At 56.0% G+C, this 15,742-nt stretch carries 16 protein-coding genes and 3 pseudogenes; 12 read left to right on the forward strand and 7 right to left on the reverse strand.

What is annotated here, in order from left to right; genetic code table 11:
• Together VI25_RS25195 and VI25_RS13075 are read left to right on the forward strand one after the other, a co-directional pair.
• Nucleotides 1-256: pseudogene (locus tag VI25_RS25195) on the forward strand (metallophosphoesterase); the annotation flags it as partial.
• Entirely contained in the window at nucleotides 240-845 is a 606-nt protein-coding gene (locus VI25_RS13075) for a hypothetical protein (protein WP_045689222.1), read from the forward strand. The pseudogene VI25_RS25195 and the gene VI25_RS13075, both read left to right, overlap by 17 nt.
• Nucleotides 846-865: 20 nt before the next feature.
• Here the strand turns inward: VI25_RS13075 and VI25_RS13080 are convergent, their stop codons facing one another.
• The 5 genes from VI25_RS13080 to VI25_RS13100 all read right to left on the reverse strand — a co-directional run bounded on the left by VI25_RS13080 (nucleotide 866) and on the right by VI25_RS13100 (nucleotide 4,498).
• Nucleotides 866-1,852 carry a hypothetical protein gene (locus tag VI25_RS13080; protein WP_045689223.1) on the reverse strand — a complete coding sequence of 329 codons (987 nt, stop codon included), beginning with the start codon at nucleotides 1,850-1,852 and terminating at the stop codon, nucleotides 866-868.
• The gene (locus VI25_RS13085; RefSeq protein WP_045689224.1) at nucleotides 1,849-2,250 is read right to left on the reverse strand and encodes a 1-acyl-sn-glycerol-3-phosphate acyltransferase; all 402 of its coding nucleotides are present in this window, start codon (nucleotides 2,248-2,250) and stop codon (nucleotides 1,849-1,851) included. The genes VI25_RS13080 and VI25_RS13085 overlap by 4 nt, the downstream gene beginning before the upstream one ends.
• A 186-nt stretch (nucleotides 2,251-2,436) precedes the next feature.
• Entirely contained in the window at nucleotides 2,437-2,949 is a 513-nt protein-coding gene (locus VI25_RS13090; RefSeq protein ID WP_045689255.1) for a GNAT family N-acetyltransferase, read from the reverse strand.
• Between the two features lie 94 nt (nucleotides 2,950-3,043).
• A complete protein-coding gene (gene hemB, locus VI25_RS13095; RefSeq protein WP_045689225.1) occupies nucleotides 3,044-4,036 on the reverse strand; it encodes a porphobilinogen synthase in 993 nt (330 codons plus the stop codon).
• A gap of 234 nt (nucleotides 4,037-4,270) precedes the next feature.
• Nucleotides 4,271-4,498 (reverse strand): hypothetical protein, encoded by a 228-nt coding sequence (locus VI25_RS13100; protein ID WP_143437039.1) that lies wholly within the window; start codon nucleotides 4,496-4,498, stop codon nucleotides 4,271-4,273.
• A 209-nt stretch (nucleotides 4,499-4,707) separates the two neighbouring features.
• On the opposite strand from VI25_RS13100, the gene VI25_RS13105 reads away from it, so the two are divergent.
• Entirely contained in the window at nucleotides 4,708-4,932 is a 225-nt protein-coding gene (locus VI25_RS13105) for a hypothetical protein (RefSeq protein ID WP_055562563.1), read from the forward strand.
• 351 nt (nucleotides 4,933-5,283) lie between these two features.
• Here VI25_RS13105 and rocD read toward each other — a convergent pair.
• A pseudogene (gene rocD, locus VI25_RS13110) lies at nucleotides 5,284-6,533 on the reverse strand (ornithine--oxo-acid transaminase).
• 207 nt (nucleotides 6,534-6,740) lie between these two features.
• Here rocD and VI25_RS13115 point away from each other — a divergent pair.
• A complete protein-coding gene (locus VI25_RS13115; RefSeq protein ID WP_045689228.1) occupies nucleotides 6,741-7,655 on the forward strand; it encodes an LEA type 2 family protein in 915 nt (304 codons plus the stop codon).
• Between the two features lie 22 nt (nucleotides 7,656-7,677).
• Here VI25_RS13115 and VI25_RS13120 read toward each other — a convergent pair whose 3' ends face one another.
• Complete coding sequence (locus VI25_RS13120; protein ID WP_152981611.1) at nucleotides 7,678-8,154, reverse strand: hypothetical protein; 477 nt, start codon at nucleotides 8,152-8,154, stop codon at nucleotides 7,678-7,680.
• A gap of 55 nt (nucleotides 8,155-8,209) precedes the next feature.
• Between VI25_RS13120 and VI25_RS23440 the strand changes: the two genes are divergently transcribed.
• The 8 genes and pseudogenes from VI25_RS23440 (at nucleotide 8,210) to VI25_RS13150 (ending at nucleotide 15,582) form a co-directional block, all read left to right on the forward strand.
• Nucleotides 8,210-8,473, forward strand: a complete 264-nt coding sequence (locus tag VI25_RS23440; RefSeq protein ID WP_161806942.1) for a DUF5522 domain-containing protein — start codon at nucleotides 8,210-8,212, stop codon at nucleotides 8,471-8,473.
• A gap of 95 nt (nucleotides 8,474-8,568) precedes the next feature.
• Nucleotides 8,569-8,808 (forward strand): 50S ribosomal protein L28, encoded by a 240-nt coding sequence (gene rpmB, locus VI25_RS13125; protein ID WP_045689230.1) that lies wholly within the window; start codon nucleotides 8,569-8,571, stop codon nucleotides 8,806-8,808.
• Nucleotides 8,809-9,019: 211 nt separating this feature from the next.
• Nucleotides 9,020-10,672 carry an aminopeptidase P family protein gene (locus VI25_RS13130; RefSeq protein ID WP_236705049.1) on the forward strand — a complete coding sequence of 551 codons (1,653 nt, stop codon included), beginning with the start codon at nucleotides 9,020-9,022 and terminating at the stop codon, nucleotides 10,670-10,672.
• A 182-nt stretch (nucleotides 10,673-10,854) separates the two neighbouring features.
• Nucleotides 10,855-11,037, forward strand: coding sequence for a 50S ribosomal protein L33 (gene rpmG / locus VI25_RS13135; protein ID WP_045689232.1), 183 nt, complete (start codon nucleotides 10,855-10,857; stop codon nucleotides 11,035-11,037).
• Between the two features lie 8 nt (nucleotides 11,038-11,045).
• A complete protein-coding gene (locus VI25_RS23445) occupies nucleotides 11,046-11,207 on the forward strand; it encodes a DUF4295 domain-containing protein (RefSeq protein ID WP_072144823.1) in 162 nt (53 codons plus the stop codon).
• Nucleotides 11,208-11,397: 190 nt separating this feature from the next.
• The gene (gene ftsY / locus VI25_RS13140; protein WP_045689233.1) at nucleotides 11,398-12,375 is read left to right on the forward strand and encodes a signal recognition particle-docking protein FtsY; all 978 of its coding nucleotides are present in this window, start codon (nucleotides 11,398-11,400) and stop codon (nucleotides 12,373-12,375) included.
• A 274-nt stretch (nucleotides 12,376-12,649) separates the two neighbouring features.
• Nucleotides 12,650-13,962, forward strand: a pseudogene (gene rimO, locus VI25_RS13145) (30S ribosomal protein S12 methylthiotransferase RimO).
• 846 nt (nucleotides 13,963-14,808) lie between these two features.
• On the forward strand, nucleotides 14,809-15,582 hold the full coding sequence (locus tag VI25_RS13150) for a porin family protein (RefSeq protein ID WP_045689234.1): 774 nt from the start codon (nucleotides 14,809-14,811) through the stop codon (nucleotides 15,580-15,582).
• Nucleotides 15,583-15,742 lie beyond the last annotated feature (160 nt).

Genomic DNA, 15,742 nt, shown 5'->3' on the forward strand with positions numbered 1-15,742 from the left:
CCATGTGCCTCCCATGGACGAGGACTTCGACTCCACGCTGGTAGCTCCGTACACGGCGGCCGTTCGTCAGTACGGGCCGCGGCTGGCGCTGCACCTAAGCGCCCATGTGCACCGCTTCACGGCTGGCCAGCCCTACCACGACGGCATTACCTACCTTACTACCTACAGCCTCGCCAAGCACCGCTACCACATCATCACGCTGTGGGGCAAGCGCCAGTTCCGGCTCGAAACCGTGCAGTATGGCCCGCAAGCATAACGTAGGAGTTGCCCTGCTGCTGGCCCTGGGCGGAACTGTGCAGGCACAAACAACCGAGATGCCACGTTCCGGACCGTTTTTCCTGACGCTGCATTTTGCCGGTGGGGTAGGCCTAGTAGCCGTGGGCGGGGGCTACCGCCTTAACCATCAGCGGGTAGAGCCCGAGGTGCTGGTGGGCTACCTGCCGCGCCGCTTAGCTGGGCGTGCCGCAGCTATTATTACTCTAAAAACCACTTACATACCTTTTGCGCCCACGCTAGGCCGTTCCCAGTGGCAGTTAAGCCCCATAGCGGTAGGAGGCCTGCTGAGCTACACCACGGGGCGGCAGTACTTTCTTACCAACAATACGGCTGGCCGCTACCGTCCCGGTTACTATTGGTGGTCACCCGCCGTCCGAATTGGAGCCTTGGCCGGCGTCCGGCTCACGCATACCCAGCCAGCGGGCAAGCTAGGCGCTATGCCCGCCCGCACGGCGCTGTATTCTGAGCTGAGTACCAATGACCTGCATTTAGTCAGTGCGCTCACCAACCACGCCTTGAAGCTGACGGATATCCTAACGCTAGGTGCGGGTGCGAAGCAAAGCTGGTGAGGTATGAGAAGTTGCGGTAATTAGCTTGGGAGCGGATGAGTAGCGAGGTAAGCTGCTCTTGCCTCGCGCAACAAACGGATAAGCTCAGTGCGCTGGCGTAATACGCTTTCCAGCACCGGCCGCTCGCGCCGAAACAAACGTAGCACCCGTAGGCGGCGCAAGCGCTGGGCTAGGTTGCTCCAGTAGCTCAGCGCATAGAAACCCGACAGCGGCAGGCTGATGAAATACAACGTAGTCCAGCGCCAGTCGTGGGTAATGAAGTGGTGCACCAGATAGGTTTGCAGAGCGTAGCCCAGTGTAAACGTGAGCATGCCTGTTACTAGCATTACTGGGGCCACAAAGGCCATGTCGTCGGTGGCGCGCTTAGCTACTACGGAGGGTACAATGTAAGGCAGGTAGTTATTGATGGCTCCGTAGGCGTACAGCGGGGCTCCCAGCACTAGCTTGAGGGCCGCCACCACTCCGCGCCGGGTACGCGAGCCCCCGGCGGGCGGGGTTTCCAGCGCTTCGTCGGTTAGGCGCAGGCGGTGTAGCTCCTGCTGGTAGGCGCGCAGCTTTTCCTGAATGGCGCTCAAGCGACCCGCATCATGCAGTTCAAAATACTGTACGGCCTGCAACAGGGTACGGCTCAGCTGGAAGTTGTCGTACAGGGTTTCTTCGTCGTCCTGAATGAGGTGCTGCCCAAAGGTGCGCTCTACCTGCGTCACCAGCTCATCCTCCTCATCGGTGCGGGTGATGACCAGGCGGGACTCCATGCGGCGCTGAATTTCTTCGGTCAGGGCATCGGCCGCCGCTTCAGGACTTTGCTGGTACGCCGCAGCGTACTCGGCCACCCGAATGGGCTCTGCCAAGTTCAGCAGCACATCGGAGCGGAAGCGTTGCGGATCGAAGTAGTTGATACCGAGCGGGAGAATATGCAGGCCCAACTGGAAGTTATGCCGAGCCTCTGCGCCTAGGGCAATACGGGCGGCACCGGTTTTCAGGGGGCGTAGGCGTCGCTCGCTCACGCTCGTGCCTCGGGGAAAATCATGATGGTGCCCTTCCGGTCAAAGTAGTCGTAGCAGCGGCCAAAAGCTTTCTCATTCTGCGCTTCAAGCTGGGCGGGCGTCAGGGTCTCGGCCCCAGTGTCAAGGTCCTGCCGCCGGTAGATCGGAATGGAGTTGCCCGACTCCATAATTGCGCGCAAAATCGGATTTTTGAAAAAGGTGCTCTTGGCTAGAAACGCAATGGGCTGGCGCCGATTAATGGCCGTCACCAAAGGGTCCATCAGCGTGTTGGGGTGGTTGCTGGTGATGAGCAGGGGGCCCGGCATGTGCAGCCGCCCACGGTGGCGCACCTCCAGTTGGCGGAAAAATACGCGCAGAGCTACCTGCACCAGAGGCTTCATGACTGTGTAGAAGAGCATAGCCGCAAGAAAGGCAAGTTTGCGGGGTTGTACTCTGGAGCTAGGCTGGAAGTTGCCACCAAAAGAGCGTGACAAAGGACTTTTCAGCGGTGCTGGTTGGGCCAGGGTTTTAGGTAGGCTAGACGCATGCCTACCCTGGGTGCTTTCATACCAGCTCTCGGGAGCATTGGCCGTTTCTACTGGTAGTTACCCCAGCTGCTTTTCGTAGCAGAAGAAACGCAGACCCGGACGAAAAGCCAGGGTGATTTCGCCGGCGAAACGGTAACCTAACTTGGGAAATAGCCGCTGAGTAGCCGCATTTTCTGAGTTCGTGTCAACGCGTAGCATTCTTAGCCCTTGCTCCGCCGCTAGCACCTCGGCTTGCTGTAGCAGGGCGGCTGCTAGGCCGTGGCCCTGGGCGCTTGGGTCTACCGCCAGGCGGTGGGTAACTAGTGCCGGCTCCGTGGCATCCCAGTCGGCCTGCGCGTATTCAGGGTCCTGGTCGTTGTGCGTGAGGGCGCCAAGGGCAGCCACCCGGCCATCTAACTCAGCCACCCACAAATGACCTTGGGCAATGTCGCGCCGGAAAACTTCCTCGTTGGGGTAGTCCGTCGTCCACTGGTGGTTGCCACTGGCTTGCATCAGTGGCACCACGCGGTGCACAATGCTTAGAATGGCGGGGATATCAGCGGCAGTGGCAAGGCGGAGTAAGGTCGGCATGGCAAACACGGGAAGGGTGAAAGGGTAGCAAAAAAAGAACGCGCCGAAGCGCGTTCCTACTCAGCAGGTGAAAAGCTCGGGTGATTTTCAGGTACTACCCGCGGCGCAACACCTCGGCGGCTTCTTTGGCAAAGTAAGTTAGGATAGCATCGGCGCCCGCCCGCTTAATGCTGGTAAGCACTTCCATCATGGCCTTTTCGCCGTCGATCCAACCGTTTTGGGCGGCGGCTTTCACCATAGCATACTCACCGGAAATATTGTAGGCCGTTACGGGCAACTGGGTGTTGTCGCGCACTTCCCGAATGATATCAAGGTAGCTCAGGGCTGGCTTGATCATAACCATATCCGCACCTTCGGCCTCATCAAGAGCTAGCTCACGCAGGGCCTCCCGCCGGTTGGCGTAGTTCATCTGGTAGGTTTTCTTGTCGCCGCGCTTAGGTGCCGAGTCGAGTGCGTCGCGGAAGGGACCGTAGAAAGCCGAGGCGTACTTGGCCGTGTAGCTCATGATGCTCACGTTGGAAAAGCCGTTGCTGTCGAGAACGTCACGAATCCAGGCTACGCGCCCGTCCATCATATCCGAAGGCCCAATGATGTCGGCCCCCGCGCGAGCTTGTGCCAATGCCATCTGACCCAGCACTTCCAAAGAAGCATCATTAAGAATCTCGCCCGACTCAGCGTCTACAATTCCGTCGTGCCCGTCGGAGGAGTAGGGGTCCATGGCCACGTCAGTCATGAGCACCACGTCGGGAAACTGGCGCTTGATTTCGGCTACCGTCTTGAGGTAGAGGCCCTCCGGGTTGGCCGACTCCTTGGCTAAGCGGTCCTTCAGCGCATCATTGATGGCTGGAAATGGCGCGAAGCTGTTGATGCCCAACTCCACGCAACGCCCAATTTCATCAATAATTCGGTCGGGAGTGAAACGGTGAATACCCGGCATCGAGTGAATTTCCAGTTGCTGGTTCTGGCCTTCGATGAGAAAAATAGGGTAAATGAAATCGTGCGTGGTAATGCGCGTTTCCTGCACCATGTCGCGGATAACCTGAGACTTGCGGTTGCGGCGCGGGCGGTGCGTAGGGACAGTAGGCATAAGCTGCTTTCGATTGGTAAGACGGGGTAGAACAACCAAGGCAAAGGTAAGGTTGCGGAAATTGCTATTGAGTACGCTCCGTAATCGTAGCCAAGTAATTGGCAGTTAGCAAGCACTGCAAACACGTACGCCGGATTGCCCCGTGTAAGAGGAGCAACCCGGCGTACGGCGGTGTGTGAAAATCCGGAGCGAGGTAAAAACTAAACGGCCTTCTGTATGTAGGGGAGTGGCTTGCTATTGGTGGTAGCTGAAGCTGGCTGCTTCGGCTGTACTCATCACTACCCGGGTACCCTGGGGCCCCTGCGAATCGTGCATCAGTACCACAGTCGTAGCGCTGGTGTCGTGGCTGCCCATAGACAGTACCGACTGAAACGGCCGCGGAGCCAACACCGAGCGGGTGGTCTGGCAGCTAGCCAGCATCGATACTACACCGCAAAATAGAAGCAGACGACGAGCACGCATAACGATTGGGATTGAGGTAGAGGTGATGATACAAAAGTATAGTCCCTCAGGACCCGCCGCTGCCTAACTCGGTCAACCCAGCAGCCCGCGCTGTCAGTCGAGCTGTTTCGTCGGTTAGCGGCTCCAAAACCTAAGCAGATGCGCACCCTACTGCCTCTGAAGGGCCGTGTTTACATGTTGAAGAACTCCTGGAATACCTCAAGCCACGCGTGCTTGCCACCGATGCCAACCCCCAGGAAGTAGTACCCAAAGAGTACAACCAGGCTCCTACGCCAAAGCCCAACCAACCGCCCAGCACCACGCCCGCCGTGATGCCCGCCACCACTAGCAGCGCCCCTAGCACAAAGGCACCTTCGTTTTCCAGCAGCGCCTTCCGCGGGCGGCTAAACTGCCGAGGTGGAGGCGTAACTACCGTAGGACGAACGCTCCGATGAGCCGCCGTGGTGTTATGCTTTCTTGGATGAAATGCCGCTAGGTGCCGGGCCGCCGGGCGCGCCCCCGCACGTGCACTACTTGCCACCGGGCTGGTAGCGGGAGCTTCTTCTATCTGGAGTGGCTTTACTGGACTAGTGACTGGTGTGGGTTCGGTAACTGTAGTAGCGGCCGTAGCAGTGCGAGGTTGGCTAAACTGGAAGGCTACTCGCTCACTCCGACAACTGGCCAGGGCTACAACGCAGAGGGCTAGGTAGTACTTCCGAAACATCATCGTCATGGGTAAAAAATGAGCGGGCTGCCCAAGGTAGGGAAGTCCGCTCGTTTGGTAAGTAAAAGCACTGTTTCAGCGCCTAAAAGGCCATAATTACTTCCTCAATCACGTCGCACACCTCATGCAACTGCTCTTCGGTGATGACCAGCGGCGGCGCAAAGCGAATGATGTCGCCGTGAGTTGGCTTGGCTAGCACGCCACGCTCCATCAAGCTCACGCACACGTCCCAGGCGGTGCGGCCATCAACGTGGGGCTTAATTACAACGGCATTGAGTAAGCCCTTGCCCCGCACCTCTTCTACTACCTCTGGGCGCTTGGCCTGCACGCGGCGCATCCGCTCCCGGAATACCTCGCCTAAAACCCGAGCGTTGGCCGTCAGCTTCTCATCTAGCAACACGTCTAGGGCGGCGCGCAGTACTACGCTGGCCAGCGGGTTGCCGCCGAAGGTAGACCCATGCTGGCCCGGCTGAATAGTCAGCATGATTTCGTTGCGGGCTAGCACGGCCGATACGGGCAGTACTCCCCCGCTTAAGGCTTTGCCCAGGATAAGAATGTCGGCGTGCACCCCCTCGTAGCACACCGCCAGCAGTTCGCCGGTGCGGCCCAGCCCGGTTTGAATCTCATCGGCTATAAAGAGCACTTTGTGGTCTTTGCACAAGGCGGCGGCCTTGGCCAAGTAGCCATCGGCGGGCACCATCACGCCGGCTTCCCCCTGAATGGCTCTACTAGGAAGCCGCATACATGCGGGTCTTTCAAGGCTTCTTCCAGCGCCTCCAGGTCGTTGTAGGGTACTACCTGGTAGCCAGGGTTATACGGGCCGAATCCACCGGTAGAGTCGGGGTCGGTGGAGAAGGAGATGATGCCCGTGGTGCGGCCGTGAAAATTGTGCTCGGCCACGAGGATCAGCGCCTGGTTTGGGGCAATGCCTTTCTCTTGATAGCCCCACTTGCGCGCCAGCTTCAGCGCTGTCTCTACGGCCTCGGCCCCGGAGTTCATTAGCAGCGCCTTATCGTAGTTAAACAACTCACACAATTGCTTTTCTGCTGCTCCCAGTTGGTCGTTGAAAAAGGCACGACTGGTGAGCGTGAGTTTCTGGGCTTGCTCGGTAAGGGCCCCAATGATACGGGGGTGGCAGTGGCCCTGGTTTACAGCCGAGTAAGCCGAGAGAAAATCGTAGTAATGCTTGCCATCCACGTCCCAAAGATGCACACCTTCGCCGCGGCTCAGCACCACGGGCAGGGGGTGGTAGTTATGAGCGCCATACTGGTCTTCTAAAGCCATTAGCTCCTGGCTGCGGCTGTGCTGAGCGGTAGGGGAAGTGGGCTGCATGATACAGGGAAGGAAAAGGTGGAATACTGGGTGGAGTTCAAAACTACGCAAAAACGCTAGGGTAAGGTAAGCCACCACGAATTGCTAACTCGACAATAACAAGGGGAAGGGTATAGCTCGTACGTGTTTATAAATTATTGTGAAACAATGTGTTGTAGTGTCGAGCTTCCTGCCTCGCGCTAGTGCTCAGCTTCCTCCTACGTGTTTATGGCTTCTCAATCTTTTTACGGCCGGCATCCGGTCGTAACCTTCCTCTTGCTGGCCTTAGCCCTGCTACTCGCAGGAGCTGCCTTCCTGTACTTCAGAACCGACAAAGGCAAAGAGCTGCTGCCAACTCTAGAAAACGCCTCACTCAACGTCAACAACATCACATCTAGCACCTTAAAGGCCCAGATGAAGGTAGACTTGCGCAACCAGATGCCCGTTACCCTTCGCATTGATAGCCTGAGCTACGTAACCCGAGTTGATGGCGAGTTGCTAACCAAGGGAGCCAAAGACCGCCCAACCGTCTTGCAAGGCGACTCCGTATCGCACCTGACCCTACCCGTTTCGGTGCAGCTAGACAACCTGAAGCGTAAGGTGCGCACAAGCCAGCAGGATTGCGTGGATGTAGAAATGGTGATGAACCTCTACACCCGTTTGCCGGTAGCCGGGCCACAGAAAATTCCGGTGCGCGTTACCAAGCGCGTCTACATCCCGAAACTACCCAAGATTGAAGTGGCCGACGTAGATGTGAAGGACCTAGGTCTGAAAAATGGGGAAGCCATTGTGAGCCTGCGGGTAATCAACTACAACCCCTTTCCGGTTACGGTACGGCGAGTTTCCTACACCTTCCGCGTCAGTGATGATATGGAAGTGAAAGGCGTGGAAACCAAGGATGTGACTTTCCGCAAACGAGGAGCTGAACTGATGCCTATTCACGTGCACTTCGAGCCGAAAGCCATGCCCAAAGTGGCCTTCAAGGGGTTATTTAAAGCAGCCAAGACGCCTTACACTCTTACTGGCTCAGCTACTATTGCCGCCGGTGAGCACAATCCCAAGGATATGACTATGAACTTCAACAGCTCTGGTTCGCTCAAAGACTTGAAAGAGGTAGTGAAGAAGGAAAAGAATAAGGAGTAATTGCCAGAAGCTAGGGCAGGGCCTAGTCTTCTAGGGAAGCCAAACGGTCTTCTAACTCCAGAAACTTGCCAAGGTAGTTACCCTCTTCCGCGCCATCGGGGCGGAGCACCAGCCAGTCTAGCACAGCAGGCTCATCGAAATCTACGGGGTCGGTAGCGGTGGTGGCCCGGCCATCGGCGGTGGTGCGCACAATTCGGCCGCTGATATGGTTGCCCTGCCACGTATCCACTGCCACCAGCACTGGTTCGGGGGCTGCTACTTCGTTAAGCACGCGGGCCGTGAGGTAAAGGTTGGTGCCGGCGGGTAGCCCCCGCTGGTAGCGCTGCCGAGCTTGGCTGAGGGTACGGCGGGCCTCTTTCACGGGTAGATCAGGCAGCGCCTCCCGCGGTTGGGCTAGTTGTAATACCAAGGCCGACAGCGCCGCTGAGGATTGCGACTGTGGGGCCAGGGCCGCGCCCGATAGCGTGGCAGCCAATAAAAGGGGTAAGGAGTAGCGCATAGCAGTAAGCAAAATGGCTGGCGCCTGCAAATAGTCGCCCTTCTAGGAAGATACAATGGAATGCCCAAACAAGTTTTCAACTGGTCCGGGCGGCACCTCCTTCGTACCTTGCTGCTTCATTTGTCTTGCTACCGTGCCGCGCCCCACCCCGCAACCCCTCCAACCCGGTGACTATTACTTCACTCCCGAAGGGTTCATGGTATTTACGGAACAGTATCATCTGCGGCGAGGCTCTTGCTGCGGTAGTGGCTGTCGGCACTGCCCCTGGCGCAGTGGCCAACATAAAAAGAAGTTGCCTGACGAGCCGGAACAGGGCTAACCCGCTATTTTTCAGCCGTTCGGTTTGCTTCTATCGAAATACTTCGGATATTTGCGTCCCTTTTTCCAGCATTGAAACCTTAAGCTCCTGATACCATGGCCCGAGTTTGTGATCTGACCGGCAAGCGTACCCGCGTAGGCAACAACGTGTCGCACGCCAATAACAAGACCAAGCGCAAGTTCTACCCGAACCTGCAGAAGAAGCGTTTCTACATCCCCGAAGAGGATGCTTGGGTTACGCTGAAAGTTGCTGCCAGCACTATCCGCACCATCAACAAGAACGGCATCATGTCGGTCCTGAAGAAGGCTAAGGAGCAGGGCTTCATCGTTTACTAGCTTTTAGACAAGCTGTAAAAATGTAGCGCGAAGCTTCCGCTTAGCGCATCAAGCAGGTTTTCTACTCGGAAAACTTGGGCGATGTGCAGAGCGGAAGCTTCGCGCTACGTGCGTTTACCAGTCCTGGTACGCGGGTACTCGCGTTGTACTCTGTGGTTGATAAGTAACTACTGGCGCAACGCTGCCGGCTGCGCGCGGTCTTTGTCCTGTTATGCTTCAACTGCTTCCAACTCTTGCCTGCCGGCAACTCCTGCCCGCCCTGCTATTCACTAGTTTGCTGGGGACAGGGATGTCCGCTTCAGCGCAAGCCCCGCGCGCCGCTGGCCCCGACCGCCCCGCTGATTTCTTGGCCCCAGCCTTTCATAAGCAGCGTCGTGAGCTGGTGCGCCAAGCTCTGTCCCCTGGTTCCGTGGCCGTGCTATTCGCCGCCCCCGTCCGCAACCGGGCCAACGATGTAGACTTCACTTACCACCAGCACCCCGACTTTTACTATCTGACGGGGTATGAAGAGCCGGAGGCCGTGCTAGTGCTGTTCAAGGAGCCCCAGTCCATCAATGGGCAGGCGGGTGTAACGGAAGCCCTGTTTGTGCAGCCACGTGACCCCAAAGCCGAGCAGTGGACGGGGCGTCGGTTGGGCAAAGAAGGTGTGCAACAGCAATTGCAGCTCCAGTACGTGGCCGAGAACAAGAACTTCCTGAAGTCGGGTATCAAATGGGCAGGCTTTAGCCAGGTTCACTTCCTGCCTCTACCAACCGACGTTCGCAACGACGCCCAAGACCCCGCTGATCTCTACGATTTAGTAGCCGCGTTCCGGGAGCAGGCTGCTATTCCGTCGAACTTCGATCCAAGCCTTGCCCAAGCCTACAAGCTTATTCAGCAGTACGGCCTTGCGGGGGCAGATCGGCTGCAAGCTTACCTTACGGGTATGGGTAGTGCCGTCGTACAAGACCCGTACGTGCAAGCTTACCTTGCTGCCAAAACGGAAGCCCAGCGGAAAAAGGCTATTGCCGACAAGCCCAGCAGCCGGTTTGATACGGCGCTTTTGGATGAAACGCTGGACCGATTGCGCGAGGTGAAAACTACGGAAGAGCTTGCCCTACTACGGCGGGCTGTTCGCATCAGTGCCGTGGGGCAGCAGGAAGTGATGAAACACCTGCGGCCCGACATGGGAGAGATGGAAGTGCAGGGCTTGCACGAGTACATATACAAGAAGTACGGCGCCGAATTTGAAGGCTACCCCAGCATTGTAGGCGCTGGCAACAATGGCTGCATTCTGCACTATACGCAAAACGACAAGCCCCAGGTAAAAAATGACCTGCTGCTCATGGATTGCGGGGCCGAATACCACGGCTACACTGCCGATGTCACCCGCACTATACCGCCCTCCGGCAAGTTTAGCCCCGCTCAACGCCAGATTTACGAGCTGGTGTTAGCCGCCCAAGAGGCCGGTTTTGCGGCCTGCAAACCCGGCGCCGAGTTTCAGGCACCTAACGCCGCTGCGCAGCAGGTAGTGGCCCAAGGCCTTATCAAACTCGGCATCATCACGAAGAGTGATGAAGCCCGCCGCTATTTTCCCCACGGTACCAGCCACTACCTGGGCCTCGACGTGCACGACCGGGGTAGCAATGGTGCGCTCACGGCTGGCAACGTTATTACGGTGGAGCCTGGCATCTACATTCCGGAGGGCAGCCCCTGCGACAAGAAGTGGTGGAATATTGGCGTGCGTATTGAGGATGATATACTAATAACGGCAAACGGCTACGAGAATCTGTCGCGCGAGGCGCCGCGTACGGTGGCAGAGGTAGAAGCTATGATGGCTAAAACCAGTGTCTTAGACAACTTTAAGCTGCCCGATTTGCGTTAAATACACCACCCGCAAATTTTTATTTGAGTCGTTACGCAGAGTGCATAGTAGCTTGTAGGGTCGTCAAAAGAACTTTTGCTGGGTGTTAGATTAGGGGAATACTAAATAACAGTCCATTAACTGTTTGACAATTCCCAAAAGCATTGTACCTTTGCAGTCCTTAATCCCAAACCCCCGTCGAGATGGCTAAAAAAGGCAACCGGGTGCAGGTAATCCTTGAATGCACTGAGCATAAGAACTCGGGGCAGCCGGGCACCTCGCGCTACATCACCACCAAGAACCGTAAGAACACTCCTGAGCGCATCGAGCTGAAGAAGTTCAACCCCGTGCTCAAGAAGATGACTGTTCACAAGGAAATCAAGTAATCTGAGCAATGGCTAAGAAAGTAGTAGCAACCCTGAAAACCGCTACCGGCAAGGACTGGGCGAAAGTCATCCGTGCCGTGAAATCGGAGAAAACTGGCGCTTACACCTTCAAGGAAGAGATGGTGCCCGTTGATAAAGTGCAGGAGTACATCGCCACTGGCGTTAAGTAATCTCTGGCCTTTGTGGCAACCGAATTGAAGTGAAGAAGTCCCGCCAGCGTGGGACTTTTTTGCGTTGTATCTAGCACGACATACCTGGTGCGTGCCCCGGTGAACGGCTAGCGCTCCAGCGCTCAGCCACAAGCCGTTCAACCTCAGCATTGACGCGCTAGGCTGGAGCTGCGCGCAACATCCTCACCGCATGGGACTTTTCGATTTTTTCAAGAAGGACAAGGAAAGCAAGGAGCAACAGCAGGCCCTTGATGAAGGCCTGCAGAAAACCAAAACCAGCTTCTTTGATCAGCTCAGCAAGGCCGTAGTAGGCAAAAGCACGGTAGACGAAGCCGTGCTTGATGACTTAGAAACCTTGCTAGTGCACGCCGATGTGGGCATTGATACCACGGTGAAGGTTATTGACCGCATTGAGAAGCGGGTAGCTCGCGACAAGTACGTGAGCACCTCGGAACTGGACCGCATCTTGCGCGAAGAAATAGCCGACCTGCTAGACCGTAACAGCGGTGCCACTGGCTCCCGCGCCATCCTCGACCGAGCGGATAACACCGGTCAACCCTTTGTGATAATGGTGGTGGGCGTAAACGGCGTGGGCAAAACCACAACCATTGGTAAGCTAGCCCACCGTTTCCATTCGGCGGGCAAGAAAGTAGTGCTGGGGGCCGCCGATACATTCCGTGCTGCCGCAGTTGACCAGCTGATCATTTGGGGCCAGCGGGTAGGCGTACCAGTCATTTCGCACGGGATGAACACTGACCCCGCCTCCGTGGCTTACGATGCCGTGCGGAAGGGAGTGGAAATGCAAGCCGATGTAGTAATTATTGACACGGCCGGCCGTTTGCACAACAAAGTGAACCTAATGAATGAGTTGAGCAAGATCAAGCGGGTGATGCAGAAGGTGATTCCCGATGCGCCCCACGAGGTGTTGCTGGTGCTCGACGGTAGTACTGGGCAGAATGCTTTCCTACAGGCCAAGGAGTTTACCAAAGCCACCGAAGTATCGGCGCTGGCCATTACCAAGCTCGACGGCACGGCCAAGGGTGGGGTGGTTATCGGCATCTCAGACCAGCTTCAGGTACCGGTGCGCTACATCGGGGTAGGGGAGAAAATGACCGATTTACAGCTATTTGATCGGCACACGTTCGTAAACTCCCTGTTCAAGAAGTAAGCTGTAACGTATACAGAACAATAAATGCCCTGCTGGATTACTCCGGCGGGGCATTTGTGTATGAGCCGCCTAGTAATAGATGGTGATGAGGAAGCTAGCTGCTCTTGTTGCTAATGGGGCACGTGGCAGGGGGCTTAGTGGTAAAAGGAACATTCACCCTAGGAAAAGGTGTTGCCGGATTCGTACCTTTGCGGTCCGATTTTCGTCGCAGGCCGTAGCGGGCAAGTTTCTCACTTCTAAGAAATTGTCCGGCCGCCTGCCTACCCAATCCAGCATGAAAGTAAGAAGCCAACAGGCTAATAAAGTCAACGTCATCACCCTGGGCTGTTCCAAAAACATCGTCGATTCGGAGGTGTTGATGGGGCAGCTCCGCGCCAACCAGTTTCAGGTGACGCACGAAGCCGAGCAAAGCGACGCCAACATCGTCATTATCAACACGTGCGGCTTCATTGATAACGCCAAGCAGGAAAGCATTGATACCATCCTGCGCTACGCCGATGAAAAAGAGGCGGGCCGCTTGGAGAAATTGTACGTGACGGGCTGCCTTTCCCAGCGCTACAAGGACGACCTGGAGCAGGAGATTCCGCAGGTCGATGCTTACTTCGGCACCCTGGAGCTGCCTCAGTTAATGAAGAAGCTGGAGGCCGACTATAAGCACGAACTGGTGGGGGAGCGTTTGCTAACGACACCTTCGCACTATGCTTACTTTAAGATTGCGGAAGGGTGCAACCGCCCTTGCTCCTTCTGCGCTATTCCGCTCATGCGTGGCAAGCACGTCGACCGGCCTATTGAAGACTTAGTGAGGGAGGCGAAACGTCTGGCTCCATGGGTACGAAGGAGCTGATTCTCATTGCTCAGGACCTGACGTACTACGGCTTGCAACACTATGGCGAGCGGAAGCTGGCCGACCTGATGCGTTACTTGTCCGACGTGCCCGGCATCGACTGGATTCGGTTGCAGTACGCGTATCCTTCGCAGTTTCCCATGGATGCGCTGGATGTGATGAACGAGCGCGCCAATATCTGCAAGTACTTGGATATGCCGTTGCAGCATATTTCAGATAACATGCTGAAAACTATGCGTCGCGGTATTTCCAAGCGCCGCACCATTGAGCTGGTAGATACTATCCGCCAGCGGGTACCCGATATTGCTTTGCGCACCACGCTGATTGCTGGCCATCCTGGCGAGACTCAGCAAGATTTTGAGGAACTCTACCGGTTCGTGGAGGACACCCGCTTCGACCGTTTGGGCATCTTCAATTACTCGCACGAAGACAACACGCATTCCTTCACACTGGAAGACAATGTGCCCGCCGATGTAAAGCAGGACCGCGCCGACCAGATTATGGAGTTGCAACAGGGTATTTCAATGGAGTTGAACGAGGAGCGAGTAGGCCAGATTCACAAGGTGCTCTTTGATCGGAAGGAAAGCGGCTACTTTGTGGGCCGTACTCAGTTTGACTCGCCGGAAGTAGACAACGAAGTGCTGGTGCCAGCCACTAAAGACACGTTTGTGCGCCTCGGTGACTTCGCGCAGGTGCAGATTACGGAAGCTTCCGATTTCGACCTGTACGGCAAACTAGTGTAGGACCGACCAACCACGTATTTATCTAGCTCAAATGCCCACGTTCCGTACTCTGGAGCGTGGGCATTTGAAGTTTATAGCAAGTACGCTGACTTGAGCAGCTTCAACTCATGCTCAGCCCATCCCGGCCGCTCCCACCGCGGCATATAGCTAGTCCGCTGTTGCAGCAGTATTCTCATCTATGTCCCGGTGGTGGGGAGGGAGCCGTGTAGATTCGTTTTTGACATCGGTGTCAGGTAAGAGAGTACACTTTCGGGCAGTGCTATAATGGCTTGGCAGGCAACTCGAAAGGTATATTTGGGTACAAGCGGCAGTAACAAGCCGCCGGCCAGCAGCCCCAAAGGCAGCAGTCGGGATAAGAAAAGCACGAGTAGGAAGCCCCCAGATGTGAAAGAAATAGCCCAGAGAATTGGGCGCGAAATAGAGAGCTAACGCCAACGGCAAAAGCAGTAATTTTCCAATACCGCCAAACGAAGGAAGTAGGTTTCGGTGCGGACGAGTGCCCTAAAATTGACCGGCCAGTAGGGGCGACCTTAGAAGATAGAATAACGAATGTAGCTAACACCAGCAGCGCTTTTGGTGCTGTTTTATACTGTAGGGCCGCAGAAGTAACTCGGTAAAGTCAACACTTTTTATTATGATAATTATGTGGGTGGAATTGATGTTTTTTGAGAATCACTTATAATAAAGCTCGTTGCATAGATAGGGATAACGAGTATGAGGAGATGGTAGGAACACAGGCTTTGGCACGGTTTTTTTATCGTGAGGGTCAGAGGCCAGCTGATTCGCCGGTGCGCAACGCGGCGGCTGGTTTTGCTCTTTTTCTCTCTGCCTTTTCGCCTTTCCAATATGAAATCCTTTCGCATAGCTGGCCTTCTGGCCGCTGCTGCTCTCGTTGTTTCCAGCTTTTCTGCCCAAGCTCAAATTCAGCCCCACCGTGTACCTGCCTACACGGGCAAAGCGCAGGCTCGCCCTGTTCGTTCATCTACTTCCTACTCCTCATCCTCGGCTGCTGGCGGGGCGAAAATTGGAGTTCGGGCAGGTCTTAACGTTTCTGACTGGTCGGGTGACGCCGTGAACAGCGTAATGGACCTGGCCGGATATACCAATGGTGCCGTAACCAAGGAAATGAAGCCCGGTTTCCATGCTGGTCTGTACGCTACTTTGCCTCTGGGGCCTCGCTTTGCCATTGAACCCGGCGTGCTCTACTCCGAGAAGGGTACCGTGCTCACGGGCCGTATTCCGCTAGAGCAGTTCGACTTCTTAAACGCCAGAGTGAAGGCCACGGCACGCATGGCTTACCTCGACATTCCGCTGGTAGCAAAGGCCTACCTTACGGATGGGTTCTACCTCTACGCCGGGCCCCAGGCCTCCGTACTGCTAGCTGGTAAGGCCCGCGTGAATGCTAGTGCCCTTGGCTTCTCCGCTTTCAACCAAGACTTCGACATCAAAGAGCAATTCCGCCCAGTAGACTTTTCCGTAACGGGCGGTTTGGGTTACCAGTCTCAGTCGGGCCTAGGTGTTAGTGCTGGCTACGACTACGGATTGTCCTCCTTAGACAAGAACAACAATTTCGATGCGCAGAACCGCGTCATCAAGGCTTCTATCAACTACTCGTTCTAATCACTCTCTCCTGCTCCCCTATTCCCTGCACAAAGGCCCCACCGACTTTCGGTGGGGCCTTTGTTTTGCGTCAAACACTACGGAATAAGCACACGAGATAGTACACGCCAACTTGTGATAACGCCAGAGCAACCGGGTGAGCCACAGGCTTAGCAGTAGC

It is taken from the genome of Hymenobacter sp. AT01-02 (assembly GCF_000961955.2).
GTDB lineage: Bacteria > Bacteroidota > Bacteroidia > Cytophagales > Hymenobacteraceae > Hymenobacter > Hymenobacter mucosus.